General features: G+C 35.7%; 15 protein-coding genes. 2 read left to right on the top strand and 13 right to left on the bottom strand.

Annotation, left to right across the window (positions count from 1 at the left end; translation table 11 throughout):
• Positions 1-37: 37 nt before the first annotated feature.
• The 3 genes from ACPUYX_RS09935 to ACPUYX_RS09925 form a co-directional block, all read right to left on the bottom strand.
• On the bottom strand, positions 38-526 hold the full coding sequence (locus tag ACPUYX_RS09935; RefSeq protein WP_426379501.1) for a pyridoxamine 5'-phosphate oxidase family protein: 489 nt from the start codon (positions 524-526) through the stop codon (positions 38-40).
• Positions 527-602: 76 nt separating this feature from the next.
• Complete coding sequence (locus ACPUYX_RS09930; protein ID WP_426379500.1) at positions 603-1,160, bottom strand: flavodoxin family protein; 558 nt, start codon at positions 1,158-1,160, stop codon at positions 603-605.
• Between the two features lie 23 nt (positions 1,161-1,183).
• Positions 1,184-2,335: a DUF4317 domain-containing protein gene (locus ACPUYX_RS09925; protein ID WP_426379499.1), complete on the bottom strand. Its 1,152-nt coding sequence runs from the start codon at positions 2,333-2,335 to the stop codon at positions 1,184-1,186.
• Between the two features lie 268 nt (positions 2,336-2,603).
• Here ACPUYX_RS09925 and ACPUYX_RS09920 point away from each other — a divergent pair, with 268 nt between their 5' ends.
• Positions 2,604-3,110: a hypothetical protein gene (locus tag ACPUYX_RS09920; RefSeq protein ID WP_426379498.1), complete on the top strand. Its 507-nt coding sequence runs from the start codon at positions 2,604-2,606 to the stop codon at positions 3,108-3,110.
• Between the two features lie 832 nt (positions 3,111-3,942).
• Here the strand turns inward: ACPUYX_RS09920 and ACPUYX_RS09915 are convergent.
• A complete protein-coding gene (locus ACPUYX_RS09915) occupies positions 3,943-4,920 on the bottom strand; it encodes a nucleotidyl transferase AbiEii/AbiGii toxin family protein (RefSeq protein ID WP_426379497.1) in 978 nt (325 codons plus the stop codon).
• Positions 4,917-5,591: a hypothetical protein gene (locus ACPUYX_RS09910; protein ID WP_426379496.1), complete on the bottom strand. Its 675-nt coding sequence runs from the start codon at positions 5,589-5,591 to the stop codon at positions 4,917-4,919. Before ACPUYX_RS09910 ends, ACPUYX_RS09915 begins: the two co-directional genes overlap by 4 nt.
• A gap of 264 nt (positions 5,592-5,855) precedes the next feature.
• On the opposite strand from ACPUYX_RS09910, the gene ACPUYX_RS09905 reads away from it, so the two are divergent.
• Positions 5,856-6,140 (top strand): hypothetical protein, encoded by a 285-nt coding sequence (locus ACPUYX_RS09905; protein ID WP_426379495.1) that lies wholly within the window; start codon positions 5,856-5,858, stop codon positions 6,138-6,140.
• 149 nt (positions 6,141-6,289) lie between these two features.
• On the opposite strand, the gene ACPUYX_RS09900 is transcribed toward ACPUYX_RS09905, so the two are convergent.
• From ACPUYX_RS09900 to ACPUYX_RS09865, 8 genes are all read right to left on the bottom strand, one after another.
• Positions 6,290-7,738 carry a hypothetical protein gene (locus ACPUYX_RS09900; protein WP_426379494.1) on the bottom strand — a complete coding sequence of 483 codons (1,449 nt, stop codon included), beginning with the start codon at positions 7,736-7,738 and terminating at the stop codon, positions 6,290-6,292.
• 835 nt (positions 7,739-8,573) lie between these two features.
• Positions 8,574-9,683, bottom strand: coding sequence for a hypothetical protein (locus ACPUYX_RS09895; protein ID WP_426379493.1), 1,110 nt, complete (start codon positions 9,681-9,683; stop codon positions 8,574-8,576).
• Between the two features lie 64 nt (positions 9,684-9,747).
• A complete protein-coding gene (locus ACPUYX_RS09890; protein WP_426379492.1) occupies positions 9,748-10,245 on the bottom strand; it encodes a hypothetical protein in 498 nt (165 codons plus the stop codon).
• Positions 10,246-10,249: 4 nt separating this feature from the next.
• Positions 10,250-10,693 (bottom strand): hypothetical protein, encoded by a 444-nt coding sequence (locus tag ACPUYX_RS09885; protein ID WP_426379491.1) that lies wholly within the window; start codon positions 10,691-10,693, stop codon positions 10,250-10,252.
• Between the two features lie 491 nt (positions 10,694-11,184).
• Entirely contained in the window at positions 11,185-11,466 is a 282-nt protein-coding gene (locus ACPUYX_RS09880) for a hypothetical protein (RefSeq protein WP_426379490.1), read from the bottom strand.
• 583 nt (positions 11,467-12,049) lie between these two features.
• Positions 12,050-13,366 carry a TniQ family protein gene (locus ACPUYX_RS09875; protein WP_426379489.1) on the bottom strand — a complete coding sequence of 439 codons (1,317 nt, stop codon included), beginning with the start codon at positions 13,364-13,366 and terminating at the stop codon, positions 12,050-12,052.
• Positions 13,367-13,521: 155 nt separating this feature from the next.
• A complete protein-coding gene (locus tag ACPUYX_RS09870; protein WP_426379488.1) occupies positions 13,522-14,697 on the bottom strand; it encodes an AAA family ATPase in 1,176 nt (391 codons plus the stop codon).
• Between the two features lie 68 nt (positions 14,698-14,765).
• The gene (locus ACPUYX_RS09865; protein ID WP_426379487.1) at positions 14,766-17,447 is read right to left on the bottom strand and encodes a DDE-type integrase/transposase/recombinase; all 2,682 of its coding nucleotides are present in this window, start codon (positions 17,445-17,447) and stop codon (positions 14,766-14,768) included.
• Positions 17,448-17,498 lie beyond the last annotated feature (51 nt).

Raw genomic sequence — 17,498 nt, 5'->3', positions numbered from 1 at the left:
TGTCCTTACGGCAATGGAAGAAACCGAATTCTCATGATCACTTTTCATTTTTGACAATTTCAATTGCCGCTTTACCAGTCATATGCTCAATCTTGACCTCAACAAGACTGACTCTACCCCAGTCTTTCTCAATTTCCCTCTGCCCTTCTTGAATATAGTCCGGGGAATACTTTTTAACAAGGCTTTCAAGAGCGGCTCTCCTCTCACTGTCTTCCGTCAGAATCCTAGCTCTGCCAAAAGCAACGACACTACGAAAATGGGTCGTGAAGGTTTCCTGGATAACCTTATCCTGGTCAATTACACAGAAGGACACCTTTTCATCCCGCTTGATTGCATCGATCTTATGGCCTTCTTTTGCACAGTGGAAATAAAGTTTACCATCAGCATAAGCATAACTTAGCGGAACGGTATACGGATAGCCGTCATCGCCCGTTACAGCCAACACCCCCGATGATTGAGACTTAATAATTTCTCTTGCCTCATCCTCAGGCAAGAGCTGTTTTTTTCTTCTCATTTCTCGAAACATTAATACACCTCATTTTAATTCTTCTTGTTTTAGCTATTGTACAGTACACCATCTGCTTCATTAACAGCACTTACTTTTACTCAACAAGCCATTGGCCCATTTGCCTGGCTTCCTCTAATAGTTCCGTTTGATTGACTAAATCCTCAGGCTGACGAGTCCCACCAGCTATAAGGATTTTATACGATCCAAAGCCAAGGAATAAAAGGTTATTCCCTACATGCTCAAAGTAATGCCGAAATAAAGACGTCTCAGTCCTGCCTTGGGTTACCGCGAGTAAAACCTTTTTCCCCGATTCGAGACTGCTGGTATAACCAGGACGGAGGAACGGCAGCAACCGATCAACTGCAATCTTCAATTGCGCCGACATCTGCCACATATAGACTGGAGTAGCGAAGACAATCCCATCGGCGCTGGCTATCTCATCTAATATTTCCTGCATACCGTCCTGCTGTACGCATCGTCCCTTCTCTGAACAAGCACGACATCCCTGACAAGCTTTAATAGTCATACCACTCAGATGGTAAGACTTGACCACAGTTCCTTGACTGCCAACCCCTTTAATAACCTCATTGACCAGAGTTGCCGTACACCCATGTTCATGGGGACTTCCGTTAAGGACTACAATTTTTTTCATAGAAAATAACCCCCTCAATTGCTTTAAAATTCCTCCGTACTTAATTCAAAGCCTTCTAGAATTGCAGGGTCATCAATCTCAATTAGTAAATACTGTCGCCCATTCCTCTCGACTTGTTTAATGCGTTTTAGGTCCTCGTGACGAATCTTAATTTGTGCGACATTACTTTTAATTTCAATCACCTTGCTGCTTGGTAACAGATTGGTCGCCTTAAATTCATAATTTGCCTTTTCAGTATTGACTAAAAATGAATTCTCTAATTTACGTGTATCTTCAATTCCGCTTTTGACAAGAATTTGTTCAATAGCTTTGACGCCAAGGGTAGGAATCTCGCCGTCTTCATCTGCATCAAGGATGCATTCACTTATCTGTTCATAAACATTGGCAATTACTTCAGGTTCAACCTGATCTCCTGCGACGTCTTTGATAATTGTTAAAAACCGTTCTTTATCATCTTGAGCTGTTGGGACTAGCTCGCAATTTAAAACATGATGAATAAAAGATTCACTAGGTTGATTATCCTTTTTGGTATAATAAATGACTTTATTCGTATCTGCATACCCATCACTCATGGAAGGAAACACAAATCCCTCTTCAGGTGATACGGCATTGATATAAACATTCATCGGGATGTCAACTCTAAAGTTCTTTTCCTCAAAATCAAACATCAAGGCCCGCTTGGGACTGGACACCAAGTTGACGGTACCCATCATAAATTGAAAAGCATTAACAACATCGTTTTTCGCTGCGTCATCTTCCCCCACTTCGTTTTTTGCAGGAATCCAAAATTCCCCACGGGTAAATGAGATCATATAATCCGATTCGTAGGATTCACTGTGATCCATGATTTTTTTCACAATGTGCCCAATCTGTTCTTTGAAATCCGCGTGTAAGGCCTCAAACAGGACCTTTTGCTCCGGGTTTTCACCGAGTTTGTTGTCCGCAAAACTTAGTTCAAATATTTTACTGTCCAGTTGACCTGTAATAAGCTTTTTAAATCCTTTGAGGTAAAACTCCTGTTTTAATTCGTCCATTTGCTCAAAATATTCAGTTTCTACCCCAAGAATTTGTGCATTATCCTTTTTGATATAAACACTGCAAATTTCCCCTAATTTTAGCCCGTCATTGCCTGCCTTAAATTCTTTTCTAAGCTTGGCGAGATCATTTTTGTCCATTCTTAATCCCCTTAGTCTGTATAATATAATTTTCAATGTCTTAAATGTTAACATAGTTAGATATGAAAGTGAACTCATTCAGCTAAAGCAACATCAGAGCTTCGATAGGGACCAGACTCCCGACTCCCTTTAAAGCAGCTAATCATGGGTTAGGGAGGAATTTGCTCAAAAACAGGGAATTAGTTATATCTGAACTTGTCAAAACGTCTTTTATCAAACTCAAGAAGCAAAATAAGGATAAAGAGATATCTGGTGGAGGTTATCTAGAATGAGCGGAATGATTTTCTTTGAATGTCTAATAATTTTTATTTCGGGATATCTATCGAAAAACAGATTAAGTCTTATGATTTATGTACTGATGCTCACAATTCTCCCCCTTATAAGTATAGGTATTATGATTACCGCGTTCAGTAACACACACGACTTTTTTGGCTGCTTAAGTGTCATAGTTTTAGCAGGGGCATCATTTTTAAGCGTTTGGGTTTTTCCGGCTATAAATGGTGAACCTAAAAAAGTTGAGGCATCGATGTACATTGTGATCGGAATTATATCATTAATTTCTATGACCCTTTTTTCATTACTGGAGGTATTACCGAACGACATAATTGAGTCTATCCTTAAACCGTTAAGTTTAATAGGCACTCCCTATTATATTTGGAGCAGACCATCCTATCATTTGGCACACTTTGTTGTTATGGCCGGATGTTTTCCCTATGTCGCGTCGTTTATTATTAGTAAAACAATATTGAAGTTTAAGAATTATCAAGACCACTAAGAATAACGGCTAACTAGTACTATGGAGCCCACTAACTGTAATTATGGACACAGAAAAGCCTCTACAAAAACAGTTAAACCCGCATGAGCGGGTTTTTAAACAAATTATGACGGAGGCGAACTTACACTGCTGGAAACCCTAACATATAAGCTGTGATACCACAAGCTCTATTGGCGATAGAAGCACCCGTCGAAAATCCTCTTACCGTTTTCTAGATTCCTCTAATTATGAACCCAATGACACGAAATACCTTCAGCTGTGACTTTAACCGCGTTAACGCCCACTCATTACCGGTTAGCGAATACCAACCTAAATAAGAGACTTATCTACTTTGCAAGATAGCACATGATATTATCTGTTGTTCATTTTCAAGCTTCAGTTATCCCCTACTAATTCGATGGCTCGCATCTCCTGAAGTACCATACTGAGTGGATTGCACTTATCAGCGTTCTTTCGCACTAACAGAATATACTCCAATAAACAGTATTTGGTACCTTAATAGATTGATACAATTGCACCGCCACAAACCGCTGGTAAATCATTGCCATTAAAAGTAAACCAACATTTCATACCCCACCCCCTTTTTGAACAAACAAGTACAAACGAGTATGTAATCGTCTATGGCTTTTTCTTTTTGAATAAAGTATTGCACTATACCTTTAGAGAAAGTTAACCAGCCTTCGGCAAATTGATTGATGCACCAGTTTACCGCTTAATGTCATGATTAACTGCCTGTCTCGCATCAAAAACACCGCAAGTGATTGCGGTGTTAAAGTTTCCTTAGAGCCGACTATTAGATCGAACCAGTGATCTACTATTTTGATAGACATATTCATATATCTATGGACTTGATTATGTCAAAAACAACCTTTGCCTCTGAAAGTGGAATTTTATCAACGTCTTTAAAAACATAAATTTCCTGCATTCGATTATATTCAACTTTAAATTCCTTATCAAGCAACAGTGTCGTAGCGTAAGAAAAATCTTTGATTCTAAGGTCAGCTTGAATACCCCCCTTACGAAGGGCTTCTTCCGCTCGTTTTAGAGACACTAATTCCTTCAATGAGTTCAAATCTGAGATCAGATCTATGATTTTGGGATGTTTGTATAAAATCATTAAATCATATATATGCTTAGCAACATCAAAGGCATAGTTTTCTTCGGAGTCAATATTGCTAGCTTTGTAACGTATATAATAAAACTCCGCTGCAAATAGTTTATCTACAAATATACGCTCTAACTTGATTGTTTGTAATTGGAAAGGAGCTACATCAAATTCTCTTTCTAATATTTCCTTTTCGGAATCGGTCGCTTTGGTATAGATGATGGGAGTGATCTCCATTACTTCCCAAGGTTCACTGGTAGTAAAGGATGTAGCTTCAACTTTTACTCTACCAAACCGCTGTAAAGGATCATTATTATCGATATTTGAGAATGTTGATTCATAGCCATAAACTGAAGTAACATTTCCTTTAGAATTTATATTTTCATTATCATCTGTTAACCTCTTAAGAGCAGTATATCCTTGAGCAGATTTTTCCAAACGCTTTTTTCCCTGGGTTTTAGAACAGTCCTTGTCGTAAACGGTAAGATCGATGTCTTCAGAAAAACGATTGATACTGGAAAGAGCTTTATATAGGGCAGTACCACCTTTAAAATATGCTTTCAGTTCATCTTGCTTGAAAGAAAGTTCTTTGAGCAGTAAAGTAACATAATAATCTTTTTCTAAAACGTCAGACCGGATGTCTTCGCGTTTGGCAATAGTTAATAAAATAGTTTCAAAAACATCCGGTGAAAGGTGTAACTTCATAGTCGTGTGGCCTGAGCTATTTTTAATAGTCGTGTAACTACGATTTTAGGGTATTTAGTATCTGCTAATGCTATTAATCTTCCGAAATCCAAGGAGTTTTTCTCCATATAATCATTTATAATTTTATAGGGTAATTTTGCATCAACAGGGATTCGATCTTTATTTTCTACTGCATCAAGAACCTGCAAGTATTTTACGTTTTTTGCGTCTACTTTTACCTTTGGTTTACGAAGCACAACCTTTAATTCATTATCCACTTTATTCCCTCTATGATTAACCAAATTTGTTACAATGTGATGATATTTAGGAATTTGGGTTGCCAATCCAATCTTTTGTAAAAAGGAAGCGCCTGTTTCATATCCTACAATATCATTTTTTTGAATCATATATTTTTGAAATATTAACTGAGTGGGATTTAATGGGGTTTTTCCGAATACCGTAATTTTTGGTTTATAGTAAATCCCTTTACGAAAGTTTTCAATGCTTGTTCCATTTAATCGATTTAGAGTTGTATTTACAATCTTTCTTGCTCGCTGTTGATCAATGTTCAATTCTTTTACTAAAATATTAGTGATTTCGTTTGTAAAAATCGGGTCACCTTCAGGTATTCTATCGATAATATCATTGATAAATGCAGCATAATTTGTATTGCATTTTTTATCAGTGATCATATATTTTCACCTTTCTTTTAGAATCATTTGTTATTATTATATGACATTCCAAATAAATTGATACATTTATAATAACATATTTTTAAAGGGCTTCAAAGCAATATTGCACTGTTAAGCTAGTATTTTAGACCTAGTAGCCCTAACAGTTATAAGCATGATCAAAATAATGTCCCCTTTCCAGTTTACATATTACTCCCATAACCTCGACAATGACACATAAAAAAGATATGCATGCGAGGTACTCCGGAGGAAGTAACGTTGAGAATGCTTAAAATTAAAGGTGTGGTGTTTGGAATAGGGATTATCGAGCGATGTCGCCGTCCAGCTATTATAAATATTTTGGAACATAAAAAACACCTGCTTTTCTCCGATAATGACGAAGAAAAAAAGCAGGTAATTCAGGAGTATGTAGAATCCGTTATGGTAAATCATCTTAAAGATGAACCAGGTTTAGAGGTTATGTGGCAGAACTCATTTCCTTTCCAAAAAAGGAATCATATCTTTTCCAAGGAAAACACCATTATAGGTGTCATTTGCATCACTATTTAAACAATCGGAACCATAAATTTTCTTTTAGTCCAAAAAGGAAGCATAAAAATTCAGATAAAATCTATGGGGCTTAGCGAATGTAAAAGTAAAAAAAGCCTATCTATACTTATTTCTGTTTTATAATGGTTAAGCTTTTAGGGATCTACTTCCTAAGCCTCCAAACAACTTAAAATTTCATCGTTTAGAGCTATTTTTTCGGTAATGATGTCAATACCATAATTTATTAGCTCTTCTAGAGTGAATTTTTTAAAATCCTCATCATTTTCGGGATATAGTTGTGTAAGGATATCTTGAATATTTCTTTTACTATATTCATAATAATTACGTCCTTCAAGCTGTTTTTGAATATATTCTGCATAGATAAGACCAATATCTAAATTCAATTTCATTATCAAATGTCTAGACTCTTGGCTATTATGATTATTCAAATTTATAAAATTGTTGCAGATCAATTCTTGCTCAAGAGTTAAAAATAGATTATCAAACTCCTTGCTATCATCTTCCAAAATGACTTTATGGGCATTATGGTTATATACTTTAATTAAATTTTGCTTTGTAATATGAGAAACTGGTAAATTTCTAGTAAGCTTTTCTATTTCAGGGTGAAAAAAGTTCTTTCTCATTTGGCTGTCAAATTTGGTTAATTCTTTATAAAGTATAATACTTTTATCTTTATCAATTAAATCTAATGCATTTTCAAATTCGCTTAAATCAACATACGAAATATTTTTTATTGTATCGGAATCCATATTAATATGTATATAATCGACACCTTTATGAGCTAAATCTAATCTAATTTTATATGATGAAAATCCTTTTAAAAAATATAATGTAATTCTAGTAGTATTATCTACTCGCCCCCTTGAATGTATATTTGATTTTATATTGAGTGGTGAATTAATATCTATCCAGTAAATATCAATATCTTCTAATTCCTTATAAAATATATCAAATAATTTTTCTAAACCAGTTTTAATTTTTTGGCTTTGAAATGGTGATGTTATACAAGTATTTATAATAAATAAAAAATAAACAAAATTAAGCTTAGAAATAAAACTATAAATCAAACTTTTTAATAATATTTTTATTTCCGTTTTAGTATGTATATGTGTAAATAATTTTAAAGCTTGCAATATGGTAAATCCATCTTTTCCAGGATTAATAAGACCATGTTTGCATAATTTATCTTGGTTTTGTAATCTTTCTGTGTAATGGGTAATTAAAGAAGTATTGATAAATCCAAAAGAATGTAAAATATTTTGAACATGTATATAAATATCTGAACTATTGTTATCAATTGAAATTAATAGTTTTCTTAAATCTTGCTTTATTCCTTTATATTCCTTTCGAACATTATAAGCTAAAGGTTGAATATGTTTACTAACTTTAACCTGATGCTGTCCATCTATTAACATAATCTCTTTAGAATGATCATAAACTTTTAAAATTCTTTCTGCATAAAAATTATCAAGCTCATCTATTAAAAGTAATTGGAAATCATCTTGATTCCAATCAAAATTAGAGCGGAGAGATAAGATTTCTAATAAACATATCTTTTCATACATATTATCAATTTCTGATATATCTATTTTAATCATTTCTTCACCTTCTTGAATACTTTAAATTGATTTCCCTAAAAAATCCGTATTTTGACCCCAAACAAATTATACTGCTGCAAGAAATATGGTTTGCACTACAACTAAATCCGCACGAAAACATGAGTTTTTTAGGGGACTCTTATTAGCTATCCTGTAATCGCAACATAAGCTTGTCCAATAGCACAAAAATCCATTCCCTATTTAACTATAGTCGGTCATGACTTTCTGTCTCTACTTCTAGCAAAGCAAGTATTTTGGGTAATAACTTTTCGAATTCAGATTTTAGAGAATCCTGTAGTAGTTTTAAAAATGGATGGGAAATATGCGCTTGCGGCCTTTTCCACTTGCTTCTCTTCTGTGCTAGGAATCATATAGCTAAGATTGGAATCTCAAAAGCATTAAGGGAGTCTGGCCGTCTACGAAAAAAGTTGAATAATTTATGCCTCCCCGTTTCTCCAGGAAACTGAATTTCTGCATCAAATGGTCATTCTCACCGCTTCGTATGATTTTTTTGCTGATGCAGATTTAATACAGGTTTTGTTTTTTCATTTATTCCCTACGGAGAAAATCTCAATATCCTCAGCCGTTAGTGATACAAGTTCCTAAGGGTCCATATGGATAAAATGAGTACTTCATGAATATCCTTCTCTCTTTCTGGCAAGGGGTGAGCTTCCATCAAGACGCTCAGGCACCCGGCCGAATGGATTCCATGATTTAAATATAACCCTGAATCGTTAATTCAAAGATTTTAGGGGCTTTCTGTGTTTCCACTACTAAAACCTGTACGTAAAACTTATTTAGCCTAGATTTTTTCTAACGTTTTTATTGACCAAGATCATACATCTTCGAACTTGTATTCTTCACCTTCGATAAGTTTATTAAAACCCCCAAACACGAATTCTTCTTTTACACGCCTTACAAATTGATAGTCGTTAATTAGCCTATATATTGTTACGAGCATTCCACCAACGTCTAAATTCCTCAATGCTAGTTCGTTTCCCATAGCCGAATTCATAGCTACGTAAATGACGTTACTAGTAGTCGCTATTAGATTAGAGTAGCTAAGGATCTTCCTTGTCTTAACTTCATAAACATCTCTATTCTTGTAGAATTTGTTATCATAATATAGACCATGTATAGCTGCTATAATAGTATTTATTAATATAGACAGAGTAGCACCTCTGGTAATACCATATAAATCAATTCCATTTTTCATTAAAGTCGAAGTTAAGTCAGGAGATAGGTTGTTTACAATTGGAATAGGCAATCCCATTTTGGTAAATGCGTCTGTTCCGTAATGCAATGCCTGTCTTGTAACAGCAACTATTAATATTTTATAATCATTTTGGACCTGTTGAGAACACTCATGAATTAGGGCTGGAAAAGTTATAGGGGCATCAATATGTGTACTATTTATCACCTTATAAGATTCAAGCATTATGTTGTTTTTCGTTAATGAATCAGTGATTATATTTAATGTACCAAAAATCCACCCCAAGAGAGGATCATGCCCTAATACAGTGTATCTATGGTTAGCCCCACTAACCCCAGTGTTGATGTAAGTTGATCTAAAATCATCCGACTTCTTAAACGCGTCGTACGGAACAGGTCCTAACAATATTTCGCTATAGCTCTTTGGCATTGTTTTCTTGAGAACTTTGCTTGCATCTCCATCTTTATCAAATCTAAACTTTTCATTAGATAACCAATACTGCCTAACACATTGTAAAGCCGTAGCGAAAAATAGAAACGAAATATCGAAGCCATTTAACTTTGTAAGTTTATCAAATTTTTTATCTAAATCGTCTATTATTTTTCCAGCATTATGAGCTACCTCTGCAACACGGTAGTTTTCTTGAATAATCATATCCATATTAGATAAAATAGCTTTACTCTTTTTATCCAATAATTCTCTTCTTCGTTTTAGTTCTTCTAAACTACTCATATTTGCTCCTAATAATACTAATAATGACTTTAATTTTATAGTATCGTTTTCTTTGCTAATCTTCTTAGTCCCTGGTTTTATCTTCTTGATATTTTATCAGATCGTCTATTAGGTCGTCTTTTTCTTTTAATAGCCCTTTTGATTTTTCCATCTGTTCCTCAAAGGACTTAGCTTGTTTTTTAAATCTTCCATCGTATACTTCACTTGCTTCTGTATAACCCTCTTTTTTACCTTCATACTTTCCTTTGTCGTATATTGTCTTTCCAGCTGCTCCAGCTGCTCCAGCTGCCCCTGCAGCTCCAACTACAGCACCTGCTGTTAAAGCACCATCCACAGTAGCAAGGCCTGCCACTGTTACCCCTGCTGCACCCGCCGCTCCTGCGACTGCTGCTCCTGCTGCAGAAACACCTGCGGCCGCTGCCCCAGCCGCTCCGGCAGCAGTTGCTAGAGCCGCAGTACCAGCAACTGCTGCCGCTGATAATACTACTGGTGCTGCAACTATTGCAACGGCCCCTCCTGCTATTCCACCCGCTACCATTCCAACCTTCTTCCAAAAGCCCATCTTCTTAACCCTCCAACTCTAAGAATTTCTCGCCACGGTTTGACCATTCTATTCCTTCTGACACCCATTCTTCAAGATTAGCAACCATAGATTTATTGATTCCCAGAACACTAGCCATTCTATAGACGAGATCCTTTTCTGCTTGAGAATATTGGCCATCAATACAACAAATTTGAATCCCTTCCCTCAAAAAGAATACCGCTTGTCTTTTTGACTTAAAGGAAATATCTAATTCAATACTATTTAGATATATAAGACTTTCTAACTGTTTCCGTTTTAGCTCGTCAATATTAAGAGCGACCATTGCATTATTTAAGTAACCCAACTCTTCCATGTTAATTCCTTTTATCCCCTTTTCAAGCTCTTCTGCTTTTGAGAGATAAATCAATCCTTTAATAAAATTAACTTTTGAATCATCTGAATCCAAAATTTGATGTATGTCTACCACTTTAACTCCCCCTATAAGACCAAATTTGGCCTATTCTTTGATTTAAATAAGGAACCATAATCTTCTGTTTTAACAAGACCTACCATTTCTCTAACATTCATTTAATTCTAACTGATGAATACAAATTCCTTCATAATTCGTAATATTTATTCCTCAGCTAATGGCCCTCCCTTGTTACTCTTTAAAAATTTCTTATATAATTAGGATAGCAAAAAGTATGGACAAATTTCTGCATACACAAATAGACACGGCCAGCATCTCTGTATTAAGATAACTGTCTTTTAGTTTAAGTGAACAAGCCCTACCACCTACCAACACTTCTCACCTGACTGGTAGCTTATCCCACGTTACATTTCGGTAGAGGTGTAAGTTAAGTTTATCAGCCCTATACTTTTTATGAAGCCCCAAGCCCCTTTGATGATAATGAATGGTTAGTAAGTTAAGCTAGAAGGAATCCATTGTCTCTATTCCACAATGGTTGGCCTCCATTTCTATACCTGTAATGAGAACGAAGTAACCGACTGCTTTCCCGAACTAATCACCAGCCCAATTCCTAAAGACTTAATCCCCCACGGCCAAATAATAACGCCTTTAACGATCTGTCCTTCTTCGGCCAAGTTTTCGTGTACATAACCCATGTAAGTAAATCGGTATAAATTTATTGTTAAATTCTCTCCAGTTCTCAGGGAGTTGTCCTGTAAAATCAATACCCGAACAGCCTCTTTACCATTCGGTTGAACTGGCGAAGTTGAGTTGTCATATTTTGTATCCAAAATTGCTCCGGCTTGGCCTTCTGCCTTGGCTCTCTCTTTGCTTCCTGTTCAAACTGCGCTTTTGCAATTGCTACTTTAACCAGTAAACAATGCCGTTCAATCACCCCGACATGCTGATTCAACTTAAGCCCCAAATAGCGCCCGGCGCTGACGCCCTCGGCAAGAGCGAAGTATTCAGGTTAGTTTAGTCCACTACGGATTGCTTCCTCCAGAACTTCATAAGAGGAAAGACGCGGTGATAGCAGTAGGTACAAAGATAATCCCATAACGTCTTTATAGAAATATTCTCAGTTTCCTTCAATTCTTCTTTCTTTGTCCAATAATAACTGTTAAGTAAAGAGAGTTGCCACTAACCTTGTGGGAACTCTCTTTTTAGGACTTCCATCTATTTTATAACCTCGCTTCACATAGTACATTTTCTTCTTAGTTGAAAAAGTGGCCTTATATTGGTAAATCTTCGGTCGGATATCTCTTAATCCTTGACAAATTACAAGTATTGAACTTTTTTCAAGTATCTTATCCTCTTTTCTTTGGATATAGCCAATCTTCCTTTTCCCTTACACAATTAAGCCAAGAGTGATATTTACCTAACTGTCAGGCCTAAAGATATTAGTGTATTTATCCACACCTCATAATTAGCGCTTTCTTTTAAAAGCCACCCCTTTATCCCCAATTGATCACTAACAGCACGTATAGTCGGATACTTACCCTGTTTATAAATTTCAATCATAATTCTTCTTAATTCTTCTTGTTGTCTTATCCTTTTTTGCCTAGTCTTATTTGAAATATATTCTTTACGTTTTAGAACAATTTCACAAACTTTCTCAGGAAGGTGAACGCGGATTGACTCAACATTAACTGAAAGACGTCTCGCTAATTCCTGAATTGAAGGGGGAAATTCATTCTTCAAAGCCGTATTTAATTCTTGTTCGCACAAATCCCAATTTATTGTTCTATGCGCAGATAGGTGTTTTATGACCGGTTCTTTAAATGTTATTTTCTCTATCTCGTATATATGAATTTCCTCAGTAATTAATCTTATAATTTTAACATCTATACAATAAGACATCTCTAGTAATATATTAAGGCTAGGCCTTACATTTTCTTTAATCCAACTATAAAGGGTTAAATAAGGAATACCTATAAAAAGCGAAAATTTTCTTAAACTTTTAAAATGTGTCACCACTATTCTTTGAATGTTTATAGAAAGGAAATTATTGTTTTTAATAATGGACCTCTCACAAAGTAGCTCAGTAATATTATTATACACCCATAAATGCCAATCATAATTCTTAATCTGTCCTATACTCGAATCGTTATTGCCCCCTAACCAAGCGCGACATTTTGAACAGAACCCTGGAATCGATGTAGGAGTTAATAACTTCATCTGTTGACCACAATTATTACATTTCGTTTGTAGTGGGTATTTATGTCGAATACAATATTCAATAATAGAAAAGTTCCATAGTAAAGGTTCATAAACAATGCCACCATTGTCTCTCCATTCTTGCAAACAATGTGGACACCATGCACGTATATTTCTAAATGCTCTATTCTGCTTTATAAATGGGTTAATGTCTGCTTTTAGGTATTGCAGATTGTTATTCCCTGTTAGTTCTTCAAGGGCTCGAATTAACTCATTGGAAAGAACTGAGGAAGAATAGAGCCTTTTAGTCTCAAGATAAAAATTTGAGGTTCGCCCATCCAATAAATAGTAGTCCAATGATAACCGTGGTATTATTTCATTTTTTGCTAAATTTCCTACAGTTACATGATGTGCCTTAGCGAGACGCATAATATAACTTGGCAAACTTTCACTTAATGGACTAAATAAAGCCGCCGGTTCAAGAGTAAATAATCGAGTGCTGTTTACATTCTTTTTATCCTCGTTTATATTCATTTCACCTCCTGATTTGCCCTAAAACAATAGGTTCTTTACCATGTCCTTCATAGGATTCTAAGTCCCTTTTTTCTCAATTAATAATTCTTTTATCAAAGTTCAAATTATGTCGTTATCCTTGTACTTTAACATCTTGCTAATATTCCAAGAATCATTTAAAACTGCTCAGTGCCGGTTTTATCTCTTCTAGGATTAGGAGTAAAAGGCTTATTAGCCCTACCCTTATCTTCTGCAGGTTTTTGTGATTCCGGTTGATTGCTATTTTTTAAAGTTAACTTCTTTTCAATTTCTCCTTCTGACAAAATCTCTTGCAATTCTTTCTCACCGTCTAAAGCCGATTGAAGCATCCCTTCACATCTTCGTCCGGAAATCTTAGTTCTCTCCAGATGCTTTCTGGTCAAAGTAAGTGCTTCTTCTTGTAGAACTAAATTATAAGCACGATAAAGCCATTGCTTGAGAGTTCCGATGCACCCTATCGTATGTTTATAATAATAGATAAAATCTTTATCACTACCACCGGTTATTAATACTTCTGGCGCTTTTGATAATGGCATGTGGAGAAGAAACTGATTTACGATTTTACAGAAGTCTACTACCTGGTCCGGTACTTCATATTTGTAACGCGAAAACTCAACGATTTCAGCTCTTCTGTTCGCCTGATCAGTTGAGGAATCAATTAAGTCCTTTAAGTAGGTGACAAGTTCATACGTACCAACTAAAACTACAGGGGTTTTACTCATATTTGCAAGGGATTTAATCACATCAACTTCCGAATTAATCTTCTTACCGCTGGCAACCCGCAACATATGATGGGCTTCGTTTATGATTAATGCCGAGGACTCCCTAAAATAAAGAGTACCTGCTAAAACGTCTAGCATATTTGCTTTCTTTATTTTTGAGATAATAATACGTTCACCAGCATCATCAATCACAACTTCATCAACATAAGATATCTTTTTATCTATTAGCGGTTCTTTTAATTGTTTCAAACCATTTTTCCAAAGCTCTGCAAAATCAAAGCTACCATGCGCGGGAGCAATAGCCTCAATATTTACTACAGGAATACATCCTTTATTAGTTGATAATTTCGGTTCGGCTAATTTTTCTAGACTTTTTATTACACGTTTTACTAGCTCCATTTTTCCAACACCAGTTGGGCCACATACAAAAACAATCCCTTCTGATAAAATACTTGTAATTTCAAAAACCGTATCTTTTACTGCTTCCTTTAATTTCGGATGAGGAGCTATATAATTTTTAAAATAATTTCTACGTTCCTCTACCGAGCTTTCTACCAAGTATGCCGGAAACTTTCCAACGTAGTCAGCCATGAATACACTCCTTAACATATATAGATAATCTTTTGATGAACAGCCGATGATTGACGTTCATCTTAAATCTAATCTACGAACTCATCATCGAGATCGAAAGTTATATCGTTCCAATTAAGCATCTGTGCCACAGGAACTTCTTCAACGGGCTTATCATTTTTGTTAGTATAGCAATTATTTAACCCACCATTGATGACTTTTAACTGAGGTACCATCTCAGAATCAATAAGTCTCTGTTTAAGCACCTCTTCCCTGACCTCTACATGGTCTAATATGAATTCCGCCAGTTTTTTAGCTGATATCTTCGAATTGCTGGCATTATCTTTTTTCTGTTTTATCAATTGTTCTGTAATTACTTTGATCTCATTCTCGCTCCTGCCCTTAAAGGCTGTATAGTACTGTGAATAACATTTAGTCCACTTTCCCTGAATATAAGCATAAACTATACCGCAATCCCAAGGATCATAACGTACAGGAATATTTGTATTTGCAACACTCGCTTTGGCAAATTCTTTGCAGTAATAGTATAGATATCGAACTTTAATTCCCCGCTGAGGATCAACCTTAGCGGTTCCACCTTTAGCCGAAGGAAGGGTCATTATCATAAAATTTTCATTGTAAGGAATAATTCTAAATGGCCTTTTACCTGACAGAGCCATACTTCGGTTGAACAGTTCACGAGGTGATTCGCACAAGGTTGAATGTTCTTCAGTATCATAAAACTCATAGAAATACTCTGTACATAACGCATAAAGAAAAGGAAGATTCCAAATAGCATGGTTTTTAGGATTTACTGACTTAGTCACTTGCCGGACATTTCTCATGATTTTTGTATTGCCCACAAGATTGTGGAATAACTGTGTATTATTTGTTCTAAAATTCCGCTCAATAACAGAACCCGTACGAGCTTCATGTGGTGGTCTTGTTTTATGAGTCACATGGTAACGAGCCAATAAAGCCCTAAAGTATATACTCGTAAAATCACGCCCGTTATCTGTAACAATGATTTGCGGAAGCCGATTAAAACGCCTTACACACTCTCTTATAACCATCATGTCTGACTTATAGGAAGGTGGATCATAAGTTATATAAAAGGCTAGAATGCGCCTTGTAAAGGCATCAATCATTAAAGTTAACCAGAACTTGCCCAATTTTTTTAATGTTGTAGAATGAACCGTTTCTAAATCGACCTCAGTATGATCAATGTGAGCAACTTCGAACGGTCTCTCCCCATGTCGCGGTGTAGTCATATCAAGTTCCCAGTAAAACTCCCTTTTCTGATAGGCAACCCTACTACCCTGAGTTTTTGCCAACCGTTCTAACAATGGTCTCATTTTTAAAATTTTCCTAAAGAACTTAATACTTGGAACCACAAGCCCCTTTTTCTCCAAATAATGCTGTAGCTTACCATAAAGTACCTTTTGTTCTTGATCTTTAGGCTCTTCGTTTGCTTTAATAAATTCCTCAATCTCTTTATAATATACTTCTTTAGAATATCGCTCGCTCCGGTTACCTCTATACTTCGTACGTGGGAGAAGACCTAAAAAACCAGAACCGTACTCTTGTTCTGCCTGACGGTAAGCTTTTAACCAATTTTGAATTGTCCGTAACGTTACTTCTTTTAACATACACGGTTTCCCAGTTCCCTCTAGCAAAGGTAATATCATCTCATACTTAAGATAAGCTATTTTCAGATCTTGTTCACTTGCTTCATAAATTAATGAATCTGACGCTGAATTTTGGGGCTTGAGGATACTTTCTTCAATACCTTTTATCCTATCCTCGCAAACAAGATTAATAAATACGTTCCTCTGAAGGTCAAGGAGATTACCTTCGTTGACTAAGGAAACATTATTTTCACCTAAATTTATTATGGTCCAGGGATTACCGTCCCAAAGAACTTTTGAACCAGGTGCTACTACGACACAGTGTGTTTTTAAAACAGGTTCTTTTTTACTAGAGGTCATTATCCTATAAGTAATACCTACTTGCTCGTTATTAAACAAGTGGGCACGATCATATTCCGCCAAGAGTTCATTTTCCATATCAAAATAGATTTGACGCCTGGCTATCATGTAATAGACAGAATCCGCTTCAATATTCAGATTACTGAGAAGCTCGATCAGTAATACCCCTGGCTTATTTCGAACTTCTTCAGTAATAACGTTTAGTGTATCTTCTGTAATTTCAAAATTAGAATCTAATAAATAATCCTCAATAAATGTATAATTACGTTCTAATTTCCAATTGATGTCTTTTGAGGATACTACCCAGTAATTTAGTCCAAACTGTTTTGCATACTCCTCGCCTGGCGGGCAATGCCATACTCCATCAATACAGATGTATCGATTGGGGTACTCTTCAGCCAATTTTTGCAAATCCTCCTCAGGTTTATATTCTTCCCATCCAATTCCATTTAGAGTAATAACAAAAGAGTCTGGGGTATGTAAGAATCCTATAACCTTTTCTTTATACAAAAATTTCATCTTAAATTTAGGTGGCTGATCGTAGTATTCTAAGACTTGAGGATTATGCTCCCTTATGTGGATAAAAGGGAGTTCATTCTTATGACTTTCGAACTGAATCCCGAAGCCCATTTTTTGGCTAGGATAAACTCCTGTTACATTTTTCTTCCCACCTCCAACATTACGAGAAGGTCTTGATTTTCTTATCCGTTCAATCATTTGCCTTCCTTCTTCAGGGATCTGATACTTATCACAAAGTAAGGCCAATTCCTGTACATTTGTCATAAAATTCCCTCCTTTATTTCGCAAATTATATTTCTCCTAATAATTAACCTC

It is taken from the genome of Desulfosporosinus sp. SYSU MS00001, assembly GCF_049943955.1.
GTDB lineage: Bacteria > Bacillota > Desulfitobacteriia > Desulfitobacteriales > Desulfitobacteriaceae > Desulfosporosinus.
Note: the sequence above shows the minus strand (reverse complement) of the source record. Positions and strands in the feature narration are given on the sequence as shown.